The organism is Hansschlegelia plantiphila, assembly GCF_027922265.1.
GTDB classification, from domain to species: domain Bacteria; phylum Pseudomonadota; class Alphaproteobacteria; order Rhizobiales; family Methylopilaceae; genus Methylopila; species Methylopila plantiphila.
The window spans coordinates 15,077-34,201 of sequence record NZ_BSFI01000008.1; the positions used below are offsets into that span (position 1 = coordinate 15,077).

Genomic DNA, 19,125 nt, shown 5'->3' on the forward strand with positions numbered 1-19,125 from the left:
GCCGGCGCGTCCACAAGCGGGACGCGCCGGCGGACGGCGTAAGCCTCAGACGAGGCGGGCGTTTTCCGTTGGGAGCGGAGCCGGGGCCGGCGCCACGCTCGCCATCAGGTAGCTGAGACGCAGCGGCTTCAGCACGAACAAAGCGAGCAGCGCAGCCGTCGCGTTCAGCCCGATCACGATCGCGAACACCGCCGTCCAGCCATAGGCCGCCGAGATGATGCTTGCGATCGGCACCAGGAAGGCGGCGGTCCCCTTCGCAGTGTAGAGCAGCCCGGCGTTGGTGGTCGCGAACTTCGACCCGAAGGTGTCGCCGCAGGTCGCGGGGAACAGGCTGTAGATCTCTCCGAACACCGCGAAGTAGCAGGCGGTGGCGAAGACGAAGATCACCGGGTTGTGGCCGTAGGAGAGCAGCGTGACCACGGCGAGCGCCGCGATGCTGAACGCCATGAACATGGTGTTCTCACGCCCGATATTGTCCGAGATATAGCCGAACAACGGACGCCCGAAGCCGTCAAAGATCCGGTCGAGCGAGATCGCGAGGGTGAGCGCCGCCATCTGCAGGCCGAACATGCTGACGGGAACGTCTGCGACCTTGAAGTCGTGGGCGATCGGGGCGATCTGCGCCGCCGCCATCAGGCCGCCCGAGGCGACCATCACGAACATCGCGTACATCACCCAGAACACCGGCGTGCGGATCGCCTCGCTCGGCGCGCGATCCACCTTGCTCTGCGGCAGCCGCACGCTCTTGCGCTTGACCGGAATGGCGACCGAGGGCTTCCGCAGGAAGAACGACACCGCCATGACCACCCCGCCCTGGATCAGGCCGAAGGTCAGAAACGCGCTTTCGTAGCCGCCGGCGGCGATCATCTTCGCGATCGGCACGACGGTGAGGGCCGCGCCCGCGCCGAAGCCCGCCGCAGTGACGCCGGCCGCAAGGCCGCGCTTGTCGGGAAACCACTTCAGCGCGTTGCCGACGCAGGTGCCATAAACGCAGCCCGCGCCCACGCCGCCGACCACAGCCGCGAGGTAGAGCAGCGGAAGCGAGCTCGCATAGGCGTCGATGGTCCAGGCGGAGGCGATCAGCACGCCCCCGACGAACACGACGACCCGCGGGCCGTAGCGATCCACGAACCAGGCCTCGATCGGGACGAGCCAGGTCTCGGTGGCGACGAACACGGTGAAGGCGAACTGGATGGCCGCCCGGCCCCAGTGATACTTGGCGTCGATCGGGTCGACGAAGAGGGTCCAGCCATATTGAAGATTGGCGATCATGGCCATGCAGAGCACGCCGAAGGCGAGCTGCACCCATTTCACCGATGGTGCGTCCTGACGTTCCATCCCTGATCTCTTTTTTTTGCGACCCTTAGGGGCCATTGCCGGGGATTAACGCACCAATGAAATTGGCATGCAAGATACCAGTATTTGGCATGCCAAATCAGTAGACTGGGCGTTCCCGCGCCGCATCCATTTGGAATTTCTCAACATTGGCAAAGTGATGGCGGCGATCGGCCTCGGTCCGTCACGTGAGGGAGATCCTTGCGCAGCCGCAATCTCCGTCATGCGCCGTCGAGATCGAGCGCTTCGACGCCGCGCGCGAAGCCGAGCACGGCCTCGTCCTGGAAACGCCGTCCGACGATCTGCAGCCCGACCGGCATGCCGTCCGCCGCGCGGCCGATCGGAACGGAAATCGCGGGGCATTGCGGCGTGAAGTTGAACGCGCAGGTCATGTCGAGACCGCGGAAGCGCCCCTGCTCGTCGTCGTCGAAAAAGTCGGCGTCGGTCTGTTCCGCGAGCGGCGCGGTGACCGCGCAGGTCGGGCAGAGCAGGCCGTCATAGGTCTGAAACACCTTCGCCATGTCGCGCCATATCGATGTGCGCAGCAGCTCGACGCGCTTGTAGGGGGTCGCCCCCATCGCGAAGCCGCGTTCGATCATGGTGACCATCAACGGGTCCATCCGATCGCGGAACTCGTCCAGCCGGTCGCCGAAGAAGGCCGACATGAACACGCACCACACCTCGAACCACTGGTCGGTCACCGCGCGCGTCCACGGCAGCTCGATCTCCTCGACGACGGCGCCGGCGGCGCGCATCGCGTCGACCGCGCGGCGGAGCGCCGCTTCCACCTGCGGCTGAACGGCGTAATAGCCGAGGTCGACCGACAGCGCGAAACGCTTGCCCGCGAGGCTCGCGTCCAGCGTCCGCTCGGGTTCGAAGGTCAGCGGCAGCGAGGAGATGTCCTCGTCGCTCGGGCCCGAAGTCGCCTGCATGAAGGCCACAGCGTCTTCGACGGTCCGCGCGAGCGGGCCGAAATGCGAGATGTTGTCGAACACGCTGGGCAGGATCGTCATCGGGATCCGCCCGAAGCTCGGCTTCAGGCCGACGATCCCGCAGAACGATGCGGGAATGCGCACAGAGCCCCCCATGTCGCTTCCCTCCGCAAACGGCGCGACGCCGGTCGCGACCGCCACCGCCGAACCGCCCGACGACCCGCCGGACGTGCGCGCCCGGTCGTTCGGATTGCGGGTCGGCCCGAAGCGCGGGCTCCAGGTGAAGCTCGAATGGGCGAACTCCGGCGTGGTGGTCTTGCCCATCAGGATCGCGCCGGCGGCCTGGAGCCGGCGCACCACGAGCGCCGTCTCCTGCGGCGCGAAATCGCCGGAGCTCCATGAGCCGAGCGTGGTGAGGTCGCCTTCAGTCGGCGTCAGGTCCTTCGCCGCGAACGGAACGCCGTGCAGGAAGCCGGTCGGCTCGCCGTCCTGCACCATCCGGTCCGCACGGGCGGCGCCCTCCATCGCCGCGTCGTCGCGGATCATGGCGAAGGCGTTCAAGTCGGCGGCGACGCGGCGCGCGCGGCGGAGCGACTCCTCCATCACCTCGACCGCCGAGAAGCGGCCTGCCTTTATCCCCGCCGCGATCTCCGTGGCCTTGAGGTCGAGGGGGTGGGAGACCCCTGCGGTCCAGGTCGTCAGCGTCATTGCGCGATAATCCGTTGCTTCGCTGGGAATGCGCATTTTCGAATGCACAGAATGCGCCGATCTGCCGGCGGGAGACTCTCCGCATGGCGATCGGCTTTCCCCGGCCGCCATATCCCATGGAGTTAGCGCGCGATCGGGCGCCAGCGTGTCCGCGTCAGCGCCAGAGGCCGTAGCGCTCCCATTCGCGCTCCGGAATCGCCTCCCCGATACGGTAAGTGAGCGCCAGCACCGTCATGCGGTCCGCCGAAGCGCGGCATCGGAACGTCAGGCGATACCATTTGCCTGCGCTGCGGATGGCTCCCCCGGAGCCCGAAAGCACGTCGCCGTCGAGCGCTGCGTCGCTCCGGGCGTCCATCACCATGCGGTCGGGATGGAGCGGGCCGTCGTCGGCCTGGATGCGTCGCATCGTTTCGATGTCGCAGATCTGATGGAACCGCGTCTCCGGCTCGAGCTTGCGGAGGCTCGCCTCGACGCGGTCGTCGAACGCGGCGGCGGGAGTTGAAGCGAGGGCCAGCGCGACGGCCGCGGGAAGGATGGATCGCATATTCGAGGCTCCAGTCCGCAAAAACGCACCGAAGCGGCTAGCATCCGGGGCTTGATTCGTCTTCCCGTCACGCGCCGGCCTATGGCGCATCGCCGCGGCGCCTCGCTTCCCTGGGGAAAAGCCGCCGACGGTTTGGACTGTGGCGGCGGGATGAGACACGGTCCGCGGGCGCGGGCTTCCGGCCGTGGGTTTGCGGGTAACGGGACGGCATGACGATCAGCATTGAGCTCGGCGCCAAGGCGAACGGCCAGCGCGGCGTCGTCGATCTCGAGGAGCTGCTGGCGACCCGGCTGCTGGTGCAGGGCAATTCCGGCTCCGGCAAATCCCATCTGCTGCGCCGCCTGCTGGAGCAGAGCGCCCCCTGGGTCCAGCAATGCGTGATCGACCCCGAGGGCGACTTCGTCACGCTCGCCGACCAGTTCGGCCATGTCGTGGTGGACGCGGCGAGCTGCGAGCGCGACCTCGCGACCATCGCCGACCGCGTGCGGCGGCACCGGGTGTCGGTGGTCTTCAACCTCGAAGGCCTCGAGGTCGACCGCCAGATGCGCGCCGCCGCGCTGTTCCTCAACGGCCTGTTCGAGGCCGAGCGCGACTTCTGGTACCCGATGCTGGTCGTGGTCGACGAGGCGCAGCTGTTCGCGCCCGCCGCCGCCAGCGACGCCGACGAAGAGGCGCGCCGCCAGTCGCTCGCCGCGATGACCAACCTGATGTGCCGCGGCCGCAAGCGCGGGCTCGCCGGGGTGATCGCGACCCAGCGCCTGGCGAAGCTCGCGAAGAACGTCGCGGCGGAGGCGAGCAACTTCCTGATGGGCCGCACCTTCCTCGACATCGATATGGCGCGGGCCGCGGACCTCCTGGGGATGGAGCGCCGACAGGCGGAGACCTTTCGCAACCTCGACCGCGGGCATTTCGTCTCGCTCGGCCCCGCGATCGGCCGCAAGCCCGAGACCGTGCGAATCGGGCCGGTGCAGACCGAAGGGCGTGGCGGCAGCCCCAAGCTGACCCCGCTCCCCGAGACCCACGGAGACGACGCCGCCGGCCTGATCTTCCGCCGCGGGCCGGAGGAGACGCAAGCCCGCGCGCCGGCGCCCGCCGCCTCGGTCACCGACGTGTTGGCGCAGCTCGCCCAGGCCCGCCCCGAACCCGCGGTCCCCGCCCGGATCGACCTGTTCGCCGACGCCGACCGGGACGCCGCGATCGCCGGGATCATGACCGAGATGATGGCCGAGCCCGACGCAGGCTTTCAGCCGATCTCGCTGCTCTACCAGGACTTCCTGGTCCGCTGCCGGATCGCCCGCGTGCCTGGCGAACCGATCGACCTGCCGCGCTTCCGCAAGGAGTTCGCGATCGCCAAGGCCGATCTCGGCGAGGTCGGCTTCGCCTCGGCCGACTGGGACCAGGCGACGCTGGTCGCCGCCTCGTTGCCGGAGGATGTCCGCGGCGTGTTCCTGCTGATCGCGAAGGCGGCGCTGAGCAAGGCGCCCTGCCCGTCGGACGGCGAGATCGCCAAGGCCTACGGCACTCGCTCGACCGGCCGGGCGCGCCGGTTGCTGACCTATATGGAGGAGCGCGGCTTCATCGCCTGCGCGTCCGACCTGCGCGGCAACCGCATCGTCATGCTGCCCGACGTCGGCTGGCAGACCGCGCCCGGGCCGGTCGATATGGCGCCGGTGAACTGATCGCCGGAGAATTAACTCCGGAGGGCGTTTTCCGCCCTGAATCGTCCGGAAAATTACCCGGAAATCAATTCGCGATGATCTTCGATTAACTCCTGCGGACGGTTGAATTAACTGGCCGGCCAAGTTTTACGCCTTCAAAAGCAATGCGGCGTTCGATCAAAGACGGGCGCGGGCGTCGCTCGGCTTGACCGTTCGGTCATCCGCCCCGGCGCCGGTCATTCCGCGATGACGATCTCCGGGCCCGACTCTCTCATCGCGTCGGCGAGCGGGCCGTCCGGGGCCTTGTCGGTGACGAGGCGCGCGACGGCGTCGAGCGGGGCGATCTTGAACAGACCGCCGGGGCCGAATTTCGAGGCGTCGGCGAGCACCGTGACCGATCGCGCCTGCGCGATCATCGCGCGGGCGACGATCGCCTCCTCCAGGTCGTAGTCGAGGAAGCCGACCGTCCCCACCGCGCCGATGGTGAGGACGGCGTGATCGGCGTGAAACCGCTCGATCTGCTCGACCGCGAGCGGGCCTACGTTCTCGGCGGCGTCGCTGCGATAGGCGCCGCCGACCTGGAAGATCGTGTTGTCGCTCCCGCGCGCCGCGAGCGCCGCGATGACCGCGGAATTGGTCACGACCGTCAGCCCGCTCGCGCGCGCAAGCTCCTCTGCGAAGAACTGCGTCGTCGTGCCGGTGTCGACGAACAGCGTCTCGCCGGGCTGGAACAGCTGCGCGGCGCACCGTGCGATCGCCCGCTTGGCCGCGGCGTTCTCCGCGAGCCGCATCTGGAACGGACTTTCCCGGCCCGGCTCGTAGAGCGCGGGATCCGGCAGCGTCGCGCCGCCGTGGACCTTGCGCAGGCGCCCACGCCGGTCGAGCTCCGTGAGATCGCGCCGGATCGTCTCGCGCGACGTCCGGAGCGCGTCGGCCAGCAGTTCGACCGTCACCCGCTCACGCTCATGCGTGAGCGCGACGATCCGTTCCCGTCTTTCGTCCGGCCGCATTTTTCACCACTCAGCGCCCAATTACCGAACAGTCATCCCGCTTGACCGATCGGGGGCGCAAGGCGGAGGATACGTGAAATTCGGGCTTGCGAAACAGCGGCGCTCTGCAAAGTCGCTGACGTCTTGGTGAGCGCGGACAGGACGGCGGAAATTCGGGACGGGACGCCCTTTCGCAGGGCTCAACAGGGGTTTGCCATGGCTGAACACCACGACGAGGATACCAGGACCCTCCACTCCATGGGGTATGCGCAGGAGCTGTCGCGGCGCATGGGCGGGTTTTCGAACTTCGCCATCTCATTCTCGATCATCTGCATTCTCGCAGGCGGCATCACGTCCTTCCCGCTCGCGATGGCGACCGGCTCGGGCTTCGAGGCGACCATCGGCTGGATCGTCGGCGGCCTGTTCGCCCTGCTGGTCGCGTCCTGCCTCGGACAGATCGCCTCGGCCTATCCGACCGCCGGCGCGCTCTACCACTGGTCCTCGATCCTCGGCGGCCGCGGCTGGGGCTGGGCCACGGCGTGGATCAATCTGCTCGGCCTGATCTTCGTGGTGGCGTCGGTCGACGTCGGCGTCTGGCTGCTGTTCCGCGACCTCGTGCTCGCCGGCGTGTTCCACATCGACGTGACGGCGTGGACGGTGCTCGCGACCGATCCGCTGCCCGCAGGCATGACGGCCGATCAGGTCGACGCCAACAACACCCACGCCTACTACGTGCAGGTGGTCGCGGTCAGCCTGATCGTGCTCGCCCAGGCTCTGGTCAACCACTTCGGCATCAAGCTGACCACGCTGCTCACCGACTTCTCCGGCTACCTGATCCTGGTCGTCGCCGTCGTGCTGACGGCGATGTTCCTGATCTGGGGCGCGACCTGGGACTTCTCGCGGCTGACCACCTTCGTCAACAACACCGGCGAGCCCGGCGGCGGCTATGTGCCGGAGGCCCGGACGGCGCTGATCGCGTTCCTCGTCGGCCTGCTGTATCCGCTCTACACGATCACCGGGTTCGACGCCTCGGCGCACACCTCGGAAGAGACCGCCGACGCCCGCCGCGCCGTGCCGCGCGGCATGATCCATTCAGTGTTCTGGTCGCTGGTGTTCGGCTTCGTGATGGCGGTCTCCTTCGTGCTCGCGAGCCCCGATCTGGCCGCGACCGCCAAGGACGGCGCCAACGCCTGGTTCAACCTGTTCAACAACCTGCCGGCCCCGACCTTCCTGAAGGACATCATCGCGATCGCGATCGTGGTGGCGAACTTCATCTGCGCGCTCGCCGGCCTCACCTCGACGTCGCGCATGGTCTACGCCTTCGCGCGTGACGGCGGCCTGCCCGGCTCCAGCATGTGGAAGCAGGTCAGCCCGAAATGGCGGACGCCGGTTCCGGCGATCTGGCTCGCCGCCGTGCTCTCGGTCGCGGCGACGCTCTACTCGCCGGCCTTCGCGGCGCTCGCCGCCGGCTGCGCGCTGTTCCTCTACATCTCCTACGCCATGCCGATCGCCGCCGGACTTCTGGCGGAGGGCAAGACCTGGACGACCTTCGGCCCGTTCCGCCTCGGCGTCTTCTCCAAGCCGATGGGCGTTCTCGTGCTGCTCGGCACGCTGGTCCTGATGTACGCCGGCATCCAGCCGCCGTTCGACATCCTGATCAACTACGCGATCGGGTTGGTCGTCCTGCTGGTGCTGCTCTGGTTCGGCCTCGAGCGTCGCCGCTTCGCCGGTCCTCCGATCGGCGCCGCCATCGCCAAGCGCCAGGCTGAAATCGCCGCGGCGGAAGCCTCGCTCGGCGGCGCCGGCTGACGCAGCACGCCACGCAAAACGCCCGTTCGGTCTTTTATGTTGACCGAACGGGCGTTTCTGCGAGATAAGTCTTTAGATTGGAAAAGCGGAGCCGACTTGGGTCCGCCGATGGCGTTCGGGAGTTAATTTTCCGTCAGCCGAACAGCTCACGAGTTAATTCGGCCGTCATCCAAACCGCTCGAGACGTTAATTCCGCCCGTCAGATTAACGTGCTCACGGAATCAATTCCGGCCCGGCCGGGCGCGTTAATTCGGGTTAACGGCCAAGGCAATTCCTGATGATCTCCGGTTGATTTTCGGATGATCCACGGGCCGTTCCGGCGAAATTTGCGAGACAGAGGCGACATTGAGTCGAACCATGCCAGCCTCGGACGTCGCGATCATCGGCGCCGGCGCCGTGGGCTGCGCCATGGCCCGCCGCTTCGCCCTCGAAGGCGCCCGCGTGCTCCTGCTGGAGAAGGGCGCCGACCTGCTTTCCGGCGCGAGCAAGGCGAACAGCGCGATCCTGCACACCGGCTTCGACGCGCCGGCCGGCAGCGTCGAACTCGCCTGCATGCAGGCCGGCTACGCCGAATATCTCGAAATCCGGGACCGCATGAACCTGCCGCTGCTCAAGACCGGGGCGATGGTGGTGGCGTGGTCCGACGCCGAGCGCGCGGCGCTCGACGGGATCGAGGACCGTGCGCGGACGAACGGAGTGGGCGACGTCCGCCGCCTGACCGCATCGGAAATACGCGAGCGCGAGCCCAATCTGTCTCACGGCGCGCTCGAGGCGCTGCTCGTTCCGGGCGAGCACGTCATCGACCCATGGTCGCCGTTCCTCGCCTACCTCCTCCAGGCCAAGGCCCACGGCGCCGAGATCGTGTTCGACGCCGAAGTCCTGGGCGGCGCCTTCGACGGCGACGGCTGGACGCTGCGCACCGCGAAGGGCGAGTTCCACGCCCGCACGATCGTCAACTGCGCGGGGCTCTACGGCGACCGGATCGAACGGACGCTGCTCGGCGAGGCGTCCTTCGAGATCCGGCCCCGCAAGGGCCAGTTCGCGGTGTTCGACAAGGCCGCGGCCGAGCTGATCCGGACCATCGTGCTGCCGGTCCCGAACGAGCGCACCAAGGGCGTCGTGTTGTGCCGCACGGCCTTCGGCAATGTTCTGGTCGGCCCGACGGCCGAGGAGCAGGAGGACCGCGAGCGCGCGACCGTCGAGGAGGACGCCCTCGTCGCGTTGCTCGACAGGGCGATCGCGATGGTCCCGGCGCTGGCCGACGTCGACGTCACCGCGGTCTATGCCGGCCTTCGGCCCGCGAGCGAGGAGAAGGGCTACCGCATCCGGACGCTGCCCGAACGGAACTGGATCACGGTCGGCGGCATCCGCTCGACGGGGCTCACCGCCTCGCTCGGCATCGCCGCCCATGTCTTCGGGCTCTATGGCGAGATGGGCCGCCGTCATCAGCCGATCGCCGACCCGGTCTGGCCGACGGTCGCGAACCTCGCCGAGCATCGCCTGCGCGACTGGGCTCGGCCCGGCCATGGCGACATCGTCTGCCACTGCGAGCTGGTTACGCAGCGCGAGATCGCGCAGGCGCTCGAAGGGCCGCTGCCCCCCGGCGATTTCGGCGGCCTCAAGCGCCGCACCCGCGCCGGCATGGGGCGCTGCCAGGGCTTCAACTGCAACGCCCGGCTGGCCGAGATGACCGCCGGCCGCTTCGCGGCGCCGCTCGCCGCCGACGAGGCTGCGTGACCGCGACGCCTGCGCCGCGCGACGACGGGGTCGTCGATGTCCTGATCGTCGGCGCCGGCCCCGCGGGCCTTTCGGCCGCGACCGCGCTGAAACGCCTCGGCGTAGGCTCCGTGGTCGTCGTCGAGCGCGAGACGGAGGCCGGCGGCGTGCCGCGCCATTGCGGCCACCCGCCCTTCGGCATGCGCGAATTCTCCCGCGTGCTGACCGGGCCGGCCTACGCCCGCCGCCTCGCGGCGCGGGCGCTCGAAGCCGGCGTGACCCTGAAGCTCGGCGCGACGGTCGTCGGGATCGAGCGCGGCGAAAGCCTCGTCGCCACGCTCACCGACGACGGCGGACTCTTCCGGATCGAGGCGAGGCGCATCGTGCTCGCGACAGGCGTGCGGGAGCGGACGCGGGCCCAGCGTCTCGCCTCGGGCGACCGCCCGATCGGCGTGCTGAACACCGGCGCGCTGCAGGCCTACGCCTATCTCCAGCATCTCGCGCCGTTCCGCCGGCCGGTGATCGTCGGCACCGAGCTCGTCGCGCTGTCGAGCCTGCTGACCTGCCGGTCGGTCGGCGCGAAGCCCGTCGCCATGATCGAGGAGAACGCGGGACCGACGGTCCGCCGCCCCTTCATGGCGCTGCCGCGGCTGCTCGGCGTGCCCGTCCGCTACGGCGCCCATATCGTCGACATCAGGGGAAAGCCCCGCGTCGAGCGCGTTTCGATCCGAACGGCCGACGGCTCTGTCGAAGACATAGCCTGCGATGGCGTGCTGTTCACCGGGCGCTTCATTCCGGAATCGAGCCTTGCGCGCAGGATCGGCCTGGTCGTCGATCCCGGCACGCGGGGGCCGTCGATCGACCAGTTCGGCCGCACCAGCGACCCGAGAGTCTTCGCCGCAGGCAACCTCTTGCGGCCGGTCGAGACCGCGGGCTGGTCGTGGGACGAAGGCCGGCGCGTAGCGGGCTTCGTCGCGGACGATCTGAAAGGCCGTCTGCCCTCGGCGGACGGCGCGACGGCGATCGAGCCGGGCCGCGGCGTGCGCTATATCGTTCCCCAGCGGCTCGCGCCCGGCGGCGGGGGCCTCGACCGTCTTCAGCTCCGCGTAAGCGCCGCCGCAAAGGGCCGGCTGGTCGCGCGCCGGAACGGCGCGGCGCTCGCATCCGTGGCGCTGTCTGCGCAGCCGGAGCGGCGCGTGCTGTTTCCGGCCGCGGGTCTCGCAGCCGGGCCCGGTCCGGTCGTTGTCGGCGTCGAACCGTTGAGTAGAGTGACCGGATGCTGATCGCCGCGATCGACCAGGGGACCACATCGACGCGCGTGCTCGTCGCCGACACGGACGCCGGAACGGCCGAGATCGCCTACAGCATCCGCCACCGTCAGACGCACCCCGCGCCCGGACTGGTGGAGCACGATCCCGAGGAGCTGCTCGCCAACATCAGGGCGTGCCTCGCGGCGGCGGGACCGGTCGACGCGATCGCGATCGCGAACCAGGGCGAGAGCTGCCTCGCCTGGGACGCCGAGACGGGAGCGGCCCTGTCGCCCGTCATCGTGTGGCAGGACAACCGCACAGCGGAGACGCTGGCGACGCTTGGCGACGCCGGCGCGGCGCTGGCGCTCGAGCGCGCCGGCCTGCCGCTCGATCCCTATTTCTCCGCGGCCAAGCTCGGCTCGATCCTGACCTCGAGCCCTGAAGCGCAGGCGGCCCACGCCGCCGGGCGGCTGCGGCTCGGCACGACCGACGCATTCTTTCTCGACCGCCTCGCCGGCGTGTTCGCGACCGACGTCACCACGGCGTCGCGCACCTCGCTGATGAACCTCGTGACCGCGCAATGGGACACGGACCTTTGCGCAATGTTCGGCGTGCCCGTCGAATGCCTGCCCGAGATCCGCACGACCGTCGGCGGGTTCGGCTCGTATGAGGGTCTGCCGATCGTCGCCGCGATGGTCGACCAGCAAGCCGCGCTCTACGGGCATGGCTGCCGAAAGCCCGGCGACGCCAAGATCACCTTCGGCACCGGGGCCTTCGCGCTCGCGGTCACCGGCGGCGACATCGTGCGCGCGCCGGAGATGGGCCTGCTGCCGACGGTCGCCTGGGCGACGGCCGAGGGGCGCCTCTACGCCGTCGACGGCGGGGTCTACGACGCGGGCTCCGCGATCGAATGGGCCGGCCGCATCGGGCTGGTCGACGATCTGTCCGAGCTCGACGCGTTCGAGGGCGAGGCTGCGATCGATCAGGGGCTCGTCTTCGTGCCCGCGCTGTCGGGCCTCGCCTGCCCCTATTGGGACCGCTCGGCCGCCTCGCTGTTCCTCGGCATGTCGGGCGCGACGACCAAGCAGGACATGCGCAAGGCGCTGCTCGAAGGCGTCGCGCTGCGCGCGGCCGAGGTGGTCGCGGCGATTGCAAAGCGGGCGCCGATCGGGCCGGAGATATCGATCGACGGCGGCCTGGCGCGCAGCCGCTATTTCGCGCAGTTCCTCGCCGACAGCCTGTCGCGCGAGGTCGTGGTGTCGGACTTCGACGAACGCACCGCCTTCGGCGCGGCGGCGCTCGCCGCGCTCGCCTTCGGGATCGAACTGGAGCCCCCGGCCGGCGCGAAGTCCCGCCGCTTCACGCCGCGCGCCGAGGGGGTCGAAGTGCGTCGCGCGCGTTTCGCCGACGCCGTTTCGCGGTGCCGCAACTGGCGCGGCTGAGGCTCAGTCGTCGAATTCGGGCGGCAGCCGGCCGGCGCGGAACAGAATCCTGGTCTCTTCGGCCTGCTCGGTGTCGACGTCATAGGCCTGGCTGAGCGCGACCACGCCTGCGAAGCGCGCCTCGGCGCGCTGGGCGCGGGCCTCGGCCTCGCGCGCGGTGCCGAACTTCAGCGGCGCCTCGGCCCGCAGCTTGCCGCGCTTGTCGAGGCTGTAGGTGAGGACGAGGTGGACGACGTCGCTGGCCACGGAACCCTCGCTCAAGCGGGACGAGCCCGTACCAAGCCGGCTCCTTGCGGCTTATAAATCAGCCGCGTCGAAAGAAAACCGACTTCTCGCTTGTTTTCGGATTCCGCGAGTCGCATATTCGCCAAGTCGACGGGAGAGCGGATAATCTGATCCTGCGCTCACAAAACGTTGCGCACCGCAATAGACATTTGCATTTGCGCGCCGACGCGCCGGCTCTTCCAAGAATAGTCGGCGATATTGATTATCGCCTGCATCGCCGTCGCTGATGACGACGTCCGCCTGAAGCCGACCCTGGCCTCATCGAGGCCGCGGACCCTGATGCGCCGCGCATGCGGCTAGCTGCTGGAGAGACGTGATGGCCAAGGCCCAGAAGCGCGGCAACAAGGAAGCCAAGAAGCCGAAGAAGGTGAAGGAGGCCGCCCCGGCCCCCGCAAGCTTCCTCAAGGGCGCGACCACGCCACAGACGCCGGGCAAGAAGAAGGCCTGAGCAGGCGCAGCTCACGGCGTAAGCCGCAGGCGGGCGAGCCGCGATCGTCTCGCCGCACGACCAGGGCGCGAGATTGAGGACGCGCCAGGCGCTGACGTCCCTCGGCTCGCGCCACCCACAGGATCGGCGCGAGCGCGCCGCCTCCAGCCCCGCAGGATGCGCCGGTGCAAGCGGCGTTCCGCAGGCGGCCGCCATGGACGAAGCGGCGGGTTAAGTCTATCTCGCGGCCATGCCGCCAATCATATCGATCTCCAAGCTCTCGAAAACCTACGCCACCGGCCATCACGCGCTGAAGGCGATCGACCTCACGATCGACCGCGGCGAGATCTTCGCGCTCCTCGGGCCCAACGGCGCCGGCAAGACCACGCTGATCAGCATCCTCTGCGGCATCGTCACGCCGAGCGAGGGCGAGGCGCTGGTCGACGGCCACGACATCGTCCGGGACTATCGCGCGGCGCGCTCCCTGATCGGCCTCGTTCCGCAGGAGCTGACCACCGACCATTTCGAATCCGTGTGGTCGACGGTCACCTTCAGCCGCGGCCTGTTCGGCAAGCCGAAAAACCCCGCCGTCGTCGAGAAGGTGCTGCGCGACCTTTCGCTCTGGGACAAGAAAGACGCGACCATCCGCACGCTTTCGGGCGGCATGAAGCGCCGCGTGCTGATCGCAAAAGCGCTGGCGCACGAGCCGCGCGTGCTGTTCCTCGACGAGCCGACGGCCGGCGTCGACGTCGAGCTCAGGCGGGACATGTGGGCGCTGGTGCGCGGGCTGCGCGAGACCGGCGTCACCATCATCCTGACCACGCACTACATCGAGGAGGCCGAGGAGATGGCCGACCGCATAGGGGTGATCAGCAAGGGCGAGCTGATCCTCACCGAGAACAAGACGGACCTGATGACCAAGCTCGGCCGCAAGCAGCTGACGCTGAACCTTCAGGAGCCGCTGACCGCCGTGCCGCCGCAGCTCGCGGGCCACGACCTCGCGCTTGCGAAAGACGGCAGCGAGCTTGTCTACACCTACGACACCCAAGGCGACCGCACCGGCATCACCGGCCTCCTGACCGATCTCGCCGCCGCCGGCATCCATTTCCGGGACCTGCAGACGAAGCAGAGCTCGCTCGAGGAGATATTCGTCGGCCTCGTGAGCGACCGGCCATGAACTGGCGCGCAGTCCAGGCGATCTACCTGTTCGAGATGGCGCGCGCCTGGCGCACCGTGATGCAGAGCATCATCTCGCCGGTGATCTCGACCTCGCTCTATTTCGTGGTGTTCGGCGCGGCCATCGGCTCGCGCATCCAGCAGATCGACGGCGTCGCCTACGGCGCCTACATCGTGCCCGGGCTGATCATGCTGACGCTGCTGACCCAGTCCATCTCCAACGCCTCGTTCGGGATCTACTTCCCGCGCTTCTCCGGCACGATCTACGAGCTGCTCTCGGCGCCGGTGTCGTTCGTCGAGATCGTGATCGCCTATGTCGGCGCGGCCGCCACCAAGTCGATCCTGATCGGGCTGATCATGCTGGCGACCGCCTCGCTGTTCGTGCCGATCGAGATCCACCACCCGATCTGGATGGTGTCGTTCCTGATCCTCACCGCGATGACGTTCAGCCTGTTCGGCTTCATCATCGGCATCTGGGCCGACGGCTTCGAGAAGCTGCAGCTGGTGCCGCTGCTGATCGTGACGCCGCTCACCTTCCTCGGCGGCGCGTTCTACTCGATCGACATGCTGCCGCCGTTCTGGCGCGGCGTGTCGCTGTTCAACCCCGTGGTCTATCTCGTCTCGGGATTCCGCTGGAGCTTCTTCGGAAAGTCCGACGTCGGCGTCGTGGTGAGCCTCGGGATGACGCTGTTCTTCCTCGCGCTCTGCCTGACGGGGGTGCGCTACATCTTCAAGTCGGGGTACCGGCTGAAGGCCTGAGCGATCGGCGCAAAGACACCGTCATGCCCGCGTCTTCGCGGGTATCCACGACTTGGACGTCGAGCCCTGCGATCAAGTCGTGGATACCCGGCTGCGCCGGGCATGACGGCTAGCGTCTCACCACTGGTCGGTCACCTCAGGCGCCGCCATGCCCCGCTCCCTGCGGGCCTCGCGCTGCTGGACGAACAGCTTGCGGACATAGACGCCGGGATCGTCGGGGAGCGTCTCCAGCCACTGGCGCGAGGCGAAGATCGTCTTGAGCATCATGCTCTCGCTGCGCAGCGCCGGCTGTTCGGGCGGGCGGGCGACGTTCATCGCGGACTCGCCGGTGCGGCCGAGACCGGCGGCGGACCCGATCGAGCCGCTCGCCTTCGTGTTCTCCGAGGGATCGCCGGACTGGGGGGCCCGGCCGCTCTTGAACACCCTGCTCCGACCCGCGGAGTTCGCCTGACGCCCGGAATCGCGGTCGCCGGCGGCGCCCTCGCCGGTCGAGTTGATCTCGTTCTCGGCGTCCGAGGGCGCTTCGCCGCCGCGCTTGTTGGCGCTGGCGCTGGCGTTCGCGCCGTTCCTGGCGTCGACGGCGTCGGCGCGCCGCTTCGCCAGAAGCGACTCCACGACAGCGAGGTTGTAGCGAGCGTCCTCGTCGTTCGGGTCGCGTTCGAGCGCGTCGTCGAAGGTTTGCGCCGCCTCCCTGAGGCGTCCCGAACGGGCGAGCGCCGTGCCGAGATCGTAGAGCTGGCCAGGGAACTCGGCGGCGCGGAACGCCTGCGCCGCCTCCTCGTAACGGCCGCGCTCGTAGAGCGCCGCGCCCCGCCACGCCGGCCCGCCGAGCATGAGCGCCGCGACCCGCGGCAGCCCGGCCTCGTAGAAGGCGCGGCCGGCGTGCTGCCGCGCGTCCGTCGCAAACAGGGCCGCCACGATCAGCGCCGCGAGGATAGCGATCCGGATCAAACGCGCACCGAGCCCCGACGGGGCGGACGCCCCCAAGCGGCGTTTCTACAACAAGCCGAGCCGGGCGTCGCGGGAGCGGGGACGATCCTTATGGCCTATTTCCCGGAAGTTGCCGGAAGTGCAGCCAAAGCTTGGGCAGGGCTACTGCCGCCGGCTGCGGGCCTCCTCGAGTGGATCGTATTTCCCTGACTTCACTGCCTCCCTGCACGCCTCATATGACCGATTGGCGGTAGTGCAGTATTCGCAGTGAGATGTGAGCTGGAATTGCTTGATCAGCCGTTTCGTCTCGTCGCCTGTTCCCTCGTCAGCGACGATGTCCTTGATCTGCGCGGTTTCTATCTCCGCGTAGAAGGGGTGGTACCCAACGTAGGCCCCCATCGCATTCTTTGAATTGACCAGCCCACAGACGAAGCTCCTGTCGCGATGGTCTGGTTTCGTGTACTTGCATGCGCTATGAAAACGAGCGCTCCGGGCGTCATAAAGATCGATCTCGAAATTATCTCTTATCGTTTCGAGCTCTGAAGAGCTTGGCTCCACGCAATCTTGAGGCTTTTCGATCTCCGCGACTTCCGCGTCGAGCTTTGCCTTCGCTGCACGCTCCTCTTCAGCCCGCTTTTCCTGCTCGATGCGCCTGGCCTCCGCTTGGTGCTCGGCTTCCTCCTGCGCCTTCTTCTGCTCCTCGGCGCGCCTTGCCTCGTCAAGCCGCCTCTGCTCAGCAGCTTTCCTTGCTTGCTCCTCTTCCGCGAGCAAGGCCGCACGGTTGTGCGCGTCCATATCACTCTTGAAGCAGCTCACTACCTGCCTCCAGTCAGCGCCGCTCTTCTTGCCGAACCTTTCAAGGCATTCCGTCATCATCGTCGATTTGACGGTATCCGCGATGATGTTGTCCTTTATATCCAGATACTCGCGGGCTGCAGAGGTCTGTTCGCCGCGGCAAGCCTCAGAGCGCTTTTGCGGTTGCCTGCACAGCCTCTGTATGTCCGGTAACATCGCGCCGAGACGCGGATCTTTCACCTCCGCCAAGAGGTCCGGCACTCCGTCGAAGGGGGCCGGCTGAGTGGTCGCGCTGCCGATCCGCTCGCGGAAAAGCACAATGGCATCCTCTTGGGTCTTCCTGATGCAGAAGAGGCTTGATCCGCAGAGCTTTCGATGAGCCAGAAACGCTCGCGCAGCGCTAAGCGCAGCCTGCTTATCTTGAGCCTTTAGGGCCTGGAAGAGACGGGTGGTCTCTTGGTCATTGGAAGAAAGGATCGCGTCACTACAGATCGCTCTCTCGTCAGGAGCTTCGGCCTTTGAACAGTCGAAGCTGGGTGGACCTGCTAGCCCCGCGGACGCAAATATCGGGATGGCCAGTATAATTAGGATGATCTTCCGTATCCAACGAAGGTATCGTAGCGGCGGATCTTCGCAAGCTTCTAAAGCGGCGATAACAGCGGCCCGCACCGAAACGGGATTGGCGGCGGCGTCCGGGGGCGCCATTGTTCCCGCGCCTTCCAGCGGACGTCTTCGATGATGAAATGGGTGCGTAACGCGCTGGGCCTCGCGGCGGCCCTCGCGCTGATGGGACTGATGGGCTCGGGCGCGTTCCTGCTGTCCCAGACGACGCCGGACCTCAATCCGGCCTGGTTCTACGGCGGAGCCGGCATTCTCTACACGATGATCGTGCTGCTCTGGCTGAACCGCTGAAGCGGGCTGTCTAGCCGCCATAGCGTTCGGTGCGGATGACCGAGGCGGCCAGACCGCCGGCGACGAGGCCCGCCGAGGCGGTCTCCACAAACGCGTTCGAGCCGCAGACGAAGGTCCGCAGCGGCGAAGCTGGGAGGCGCGAGAGCGCGTCCGCGGCGATCGCCGCGTCGACGCGCCGGCCGTGGTCGCCGGCGCGCGACGCCGCTCCGCGCGAGAGCGCGACGACGAAGGCGAAACCGTCGCCGCGAGCCTCGAGCTCGAGCAGCTCCTCGCGGAACAGCACGTCGTCCCAAGTGCGCGCGGCGACCAGCAGCAGGGTCGGGATGCGCGACCCGCGAGCCGCGCGGTGGCGCGCCATCGCCATCAGCGGCGCGACGCCGGACCCCGCTCCGACGAGCAGCAGCGGACCGCCGTCTTCGACGCTCCAGACAAAATGGCCGCCGATCGGCCCGCGAATCTCGACCGCGTCGCCGACCGCCGCGACCTCGTGGAAGAAGGCGGAGACCTCGCCCTCCTCCAGCTCCTCGATCGCGAGCTCGACCGACCGGTTGTTCTCAGGCGCCGAGGCGATCGAATAGCTCCGGCGCGCCTGATAGCCGTCGGCAGCGGTCAGCCGGACATCGACATGCTGACCGGCGCGGAACGCGAAGGGCGGCTCGGGGGCCAGGAAGAAGCTCGACACCCTGGAAGTCTGCGGGACGATCTTCTCGATCGTCGCGGTGCGCCAGGCTGAGGGGGCGTCGTTCACGGGTCGTCGTGGTAGCGCTGCTCGCGCCAGGGGTCGCCAACCATATGGTAGCCGCGCAGCTCCCAGAAGCCCGCGGTGTCAACGTCGGTGAACTGCAGGCCGCTCACCCACTTCGCCGACTTCCAGAAATAGAGGTGCGGCACCAGTAGCCGCGCCGGACCGCCATGGTCCGGCGCAAGCGGCTCGCCGTCATATTTCAGCGCGATCATCGCCTTGTCTCCGGCGAGGTCGGCGGCAGGCAGGTTGGTCGAGTAGCCGTCGAAGCCATGCGCCAGCACGAAGGGCTTGGCGGCCTCGACGCCGGCCGCCTTCAGCAGGTCGTCGATCGTCACGCCCTCCCACGCGGTGTCGAGCTTCGACCACGTGGTGACGCAGTGGATGTCCCTGACGTAGGAGGTCTGCGGCAGGGCGTTGAATTCCTCCCACGTCCATTTGAACACCGGACGCGGGCCGACCTTCAGGGTGAAGCTCCAGTCCTCCAGCTTGATGCGCGGCGTCGGACCGGCCGAAAGCACGGGGAAGTCGGTCGTCAGCGCCTGCCCTGGCGGTACGCGCGCCGCGACGTCCTCCGGAGTCCGCCGTCCGGTGAAACCACGCGTGATCATGACGGGATCCTGTTTGCGTCGGGGCGCAGAGTAGCCGTCGGAGCGGCGAAGGCAATTGCGTATCGGCCGGCGTCTTGACCAGCCCGAACATGTGAGTAAACATTC

Annotated in this window: 18 protein-coding genes; 9 read left to right on the forward strand and 9 right to left on the reverse strand. The window is 68.1% G+C overall.

Annotation, left to right across the window (positions count from 1 at the left end; all coding sequences use genetic code 11):
• Nucleotides 1-45: 45 nt before the first annotated feature.
• The 3 genes from oxlT to PKE75_RS09870 form a co-directional block, all read right to left on the reverse strand.
• Nucleotides 46-1,338: an oxalate/formate MFS antiporter gene (oxlT, locus tag PKE75_RS09860; RefSeq protein WP_271168562.1), complete on the reverse strand. Its 1,293-nt coding sequence runs from the start codon at nucleotides 1,336-1,338 to the stop codon at nucleotides 46-48.
• 218 nt (nucleotides 1,339-1,556) lie between these two features.
• Nucleotides 1,557-2,975, reverse strand: coding sequence for an amidase (locus tag PKE75_RS09865; protein ID WP_271168563.1), 1,419 nt, complete (start codon nucleotides 2,973-2,975; stop codon nucleotides 1,557-1,559).
• Between the two features lie 154 nt (nucleotides 2,976-3,129).
• A complete protein-coding gene (locus PKE75_RS09870; protein ID WP_271168564.1) occupies nucleotides 3,130-3,519 on the reverse strand; it encodes a DUF930 domain-containing protein in 390 nt (129 codons plus the stop codon).
• Between the two features lie 209 nt (nucleotides 3,520-3,728).
• Here PKE75_RS09870 and PKE75_RS09875 point away from each other — a divergent pair, with 209 nt between their 5' ends.
• Nucleotides 3,729-5,198, forward strand: coding sequence for a helicase HerA domain-containing protein (locus tag PKE75_RS09875; RefSeq protein ID WP_271168565.1), 1,470 nt, complete (start codon nucleotides 3,729-3,731; stop codon nucleotides 5,196-5,198).
• A gap of 215 nt (nucleotides 5,199-5,413) precedes the next feature.
• Here the strand turns inward: PKE75_RS09875 and PKE75_RS09880 are convergent, their stop codons facing one another.
• Nucleotides 5,414-6,187: a DeoR/GlpR family DNA-binding transcription regulator gene (locus PKE75_RS09880; RefSeq protein ID WP_271168566.1), complete on the reverse strand. Its 774-nt coding sequence runs from the start codon at nucleotides 6,185-6,187 to the stop codon at nucleotides 5,414-5,416.
• A gap of 195 nt (nucleotides 6,188-6,382) precedes the next feature.
• On the opposite strand from PKE75_RS09880, the gene PKE75_RS09885 reads away from it, so the two are divergent.
• From PKE75_RS09885 to PKE75_RS09900, 4 genes are all read left to right on the forward strand, one after another.
• The gene (locus PKE75_RS09885) at nucleotides 6,383-7,975 is read left to right on the forward strand and encodes an amino acid permease (protein WP_271168567.1); all 1,593 of its coding nucleotides are present in this window, start codon (nucleotides 6,383-6,385) and stop codon (nucleotides 7,973-7,975) included.
• A 357-nt stretch (nucleotides 7,976-8,332) separates the two neighbouring features.
• Nucleotides 8,333-9,712: an NAD(P)/FAD-dependent oxidoreductase gene (locus PKE75_RS09890; RefSeq protein WP_271168568.1), complete on the forward strand. Its 1,380-nt coding sequence runs from the start codon at nucleotides 8,333-8,335 to the stop codon at nucleotides 9,710-9,712.
• On the forward strand, nucleotides 9,709-10,974 hold the full coding sequence (locus PKE75_RS09895; RefSeq protein ID WP_271168569.1) for an NAD(P)/FAD-dependent oxidoreductase: 1,266 nt from the start codon (nucleotides 9,709-9,711) through the stop codon (nucleotides 10,972-10,974). The genes PKE75_RS09890 and PKE75_RS09895 overlap by 4 nt, the downstream gene beginning before the upstream one ends.
• Nucleotides 10,968-12,383, forward strand: coding sequence for an FGGY family carbohydrate kinase (locus PKE75_RS09900; RefSeq protein WP_271168570.1), 1,416 nt, complete (start codon nucleotides 10,968-10,970; stop codon nucleotides 12,381-12,383). Before PKE75_RS09895 ends, PKE75_RS09900 begins: the two co-directional genes overlap by 7 nt.
• 3 nt (nucleotides 12,384-12,386) lie before the next feature.
• Here PKE75_RS09900 and PKE75_RS09905 read toward each other — a convergent pair whose 3' ends face one another.
• Nucleotides 12,387-12,629, reverse strand: coding sequence for a hypothetical protein (locus tag PKE75_RS09905; protein WP_271168571.1), 243 nt, complete (start codon nucleotides 12,627-12,629; stop codon nucleotides 12,387-12,389).
• 355 nt (nucleotides 12,630-12,984) lie between these two features.
• On the opposite strand from PKE75_RS09905, the gene PKE75_RS09910 reads away from it, so the two are divergent.
• The 3 genes from PKE75_RS09910 to PKE75_RS09920 all read left to right on the forward strand — a co-directional run bounded on the left by PKE75_RS09910 (nucleotide 12,985) and on the right by PKE75_RS09920 (nucleotide 15,030).
• Nucleotides 12,985-13,116 carry a hypothetical protein gene (locus PKE75_RS09910; RefSeq protein WP_271168572.1) on the forward strand — a complete coding sequence of 44 codons (132 nt, stop codon included), beginning with the start codon at nucleotides 12,985-12,987 and terminating at the stop codon, nucleotides 13,114-13,116.
• Nucleotides 13,117-13,345: 229 nt separating this feature from the next.
• Entirely contained in the window at nucleotides 13,346-14,272 is a 927-nt protein-coding gene (locus PKE75_RS09915; protein WP_271168573.1) for an ABC transporter ATP-binding protein, read from the forward strand.
• Entirely contained in the window at nucleotides 14,269-15,030 is a 762-nt protein-coding gene (locus tag PKE75_RS09920; RefSeq protein ID WP_271168574.1) for an ABC transporter permease, read from the forward strand. The genes PKE75_RS09915 and PKE75_RS09920 overlap by 4 nt, the downstream gene beginning before the upstream one ends.
• 117 nt (nucleotides 15,031-15,147) lie before the next feature.
• Here PKE75_RS09920 and PKE75_RS09925 read toward each other — a convergent pair whose 3' ends face one another.
• Both PKE75_RS09925 and PKE75_RS09930 read right to left on the reverse strand, forming a co-directional pair.
• Nucleotides 15,148-15,981 (reverse strand): tetratricopeptide repeat protein, encoded by an 834-nt coding sequence (locus PKE75_RS09925; protein WP_271168575.1) that lies wholly within the window; start codon nucleotides 15,979-15,981, stop codon nucleotides 15,148-15,150.
• A 141-nt stretch (nucleotides 15,982-16,122) separates the two neighbouring features.
• A complete protein-coding gene (locus tag PKE75_RS09930) occupies nucleotides 16,123-17,460 on the reverse strand; it encodes a lysozyme inhibitor LprI family protein (RefSeq protein ID WP_271168576.1) in 1,338 nt (445 codons plus the stop codon).
• A 30-nt stretch (nucleotides 17,461-17,490) separates the two neighbouring features.
• On the opposite strand from PKE75_RS09930, the gene PKE75_RS09935 reads away from it, so the two are divergent.
• Complete coding sequence (locus PKE75_RS09935; protein WP_271168577.1) at nucleotides 17,491-17,667, forward strand: hypothetical protein; 177 nt, start codon at nucleotides 17,491-17,493, stop codon at nucleotides 17,665-17,667.
• Nucleotides 17,668-17,677: 10 nt separating this feature from the next.
• Here PKE75_RS09935 and PKE75_RS09940 read toward each other — a convergent pair whose 3' ends face one another.
• Nucleotides 17,678-18,415: an FAD-binding oxidoreductase gene (locus PKE75_RS09940; protein WP_271168578.1), complete on the reverse strand. Its 738-nt coding sequence runs from the start codon at nucleotides 18,413-18,415 to the stop codon at nucleotides 17,678-17,680.
• Nucleotides 18,412-19,020 carry a sulfite oxidase-like oxidoreductase gene (locus tag PKE75_RS09945; protein ID WP_271168579.1) on the reverse strand — a complete coding sequence of 203 codons (609 nt, stop codon included), beginning with the start codon at nucleotides 19,018-19,020 and terminating at the stop codon, nucleotides 18,412-18,414. Before PKE75_RS09945 ends, PKE75_RS09940 begins: the two co-directional genes overlap by 4 nt.
• Between the last annotated feature and the right edge of the window lie 105 nt (nucleotides 19,021-19,125).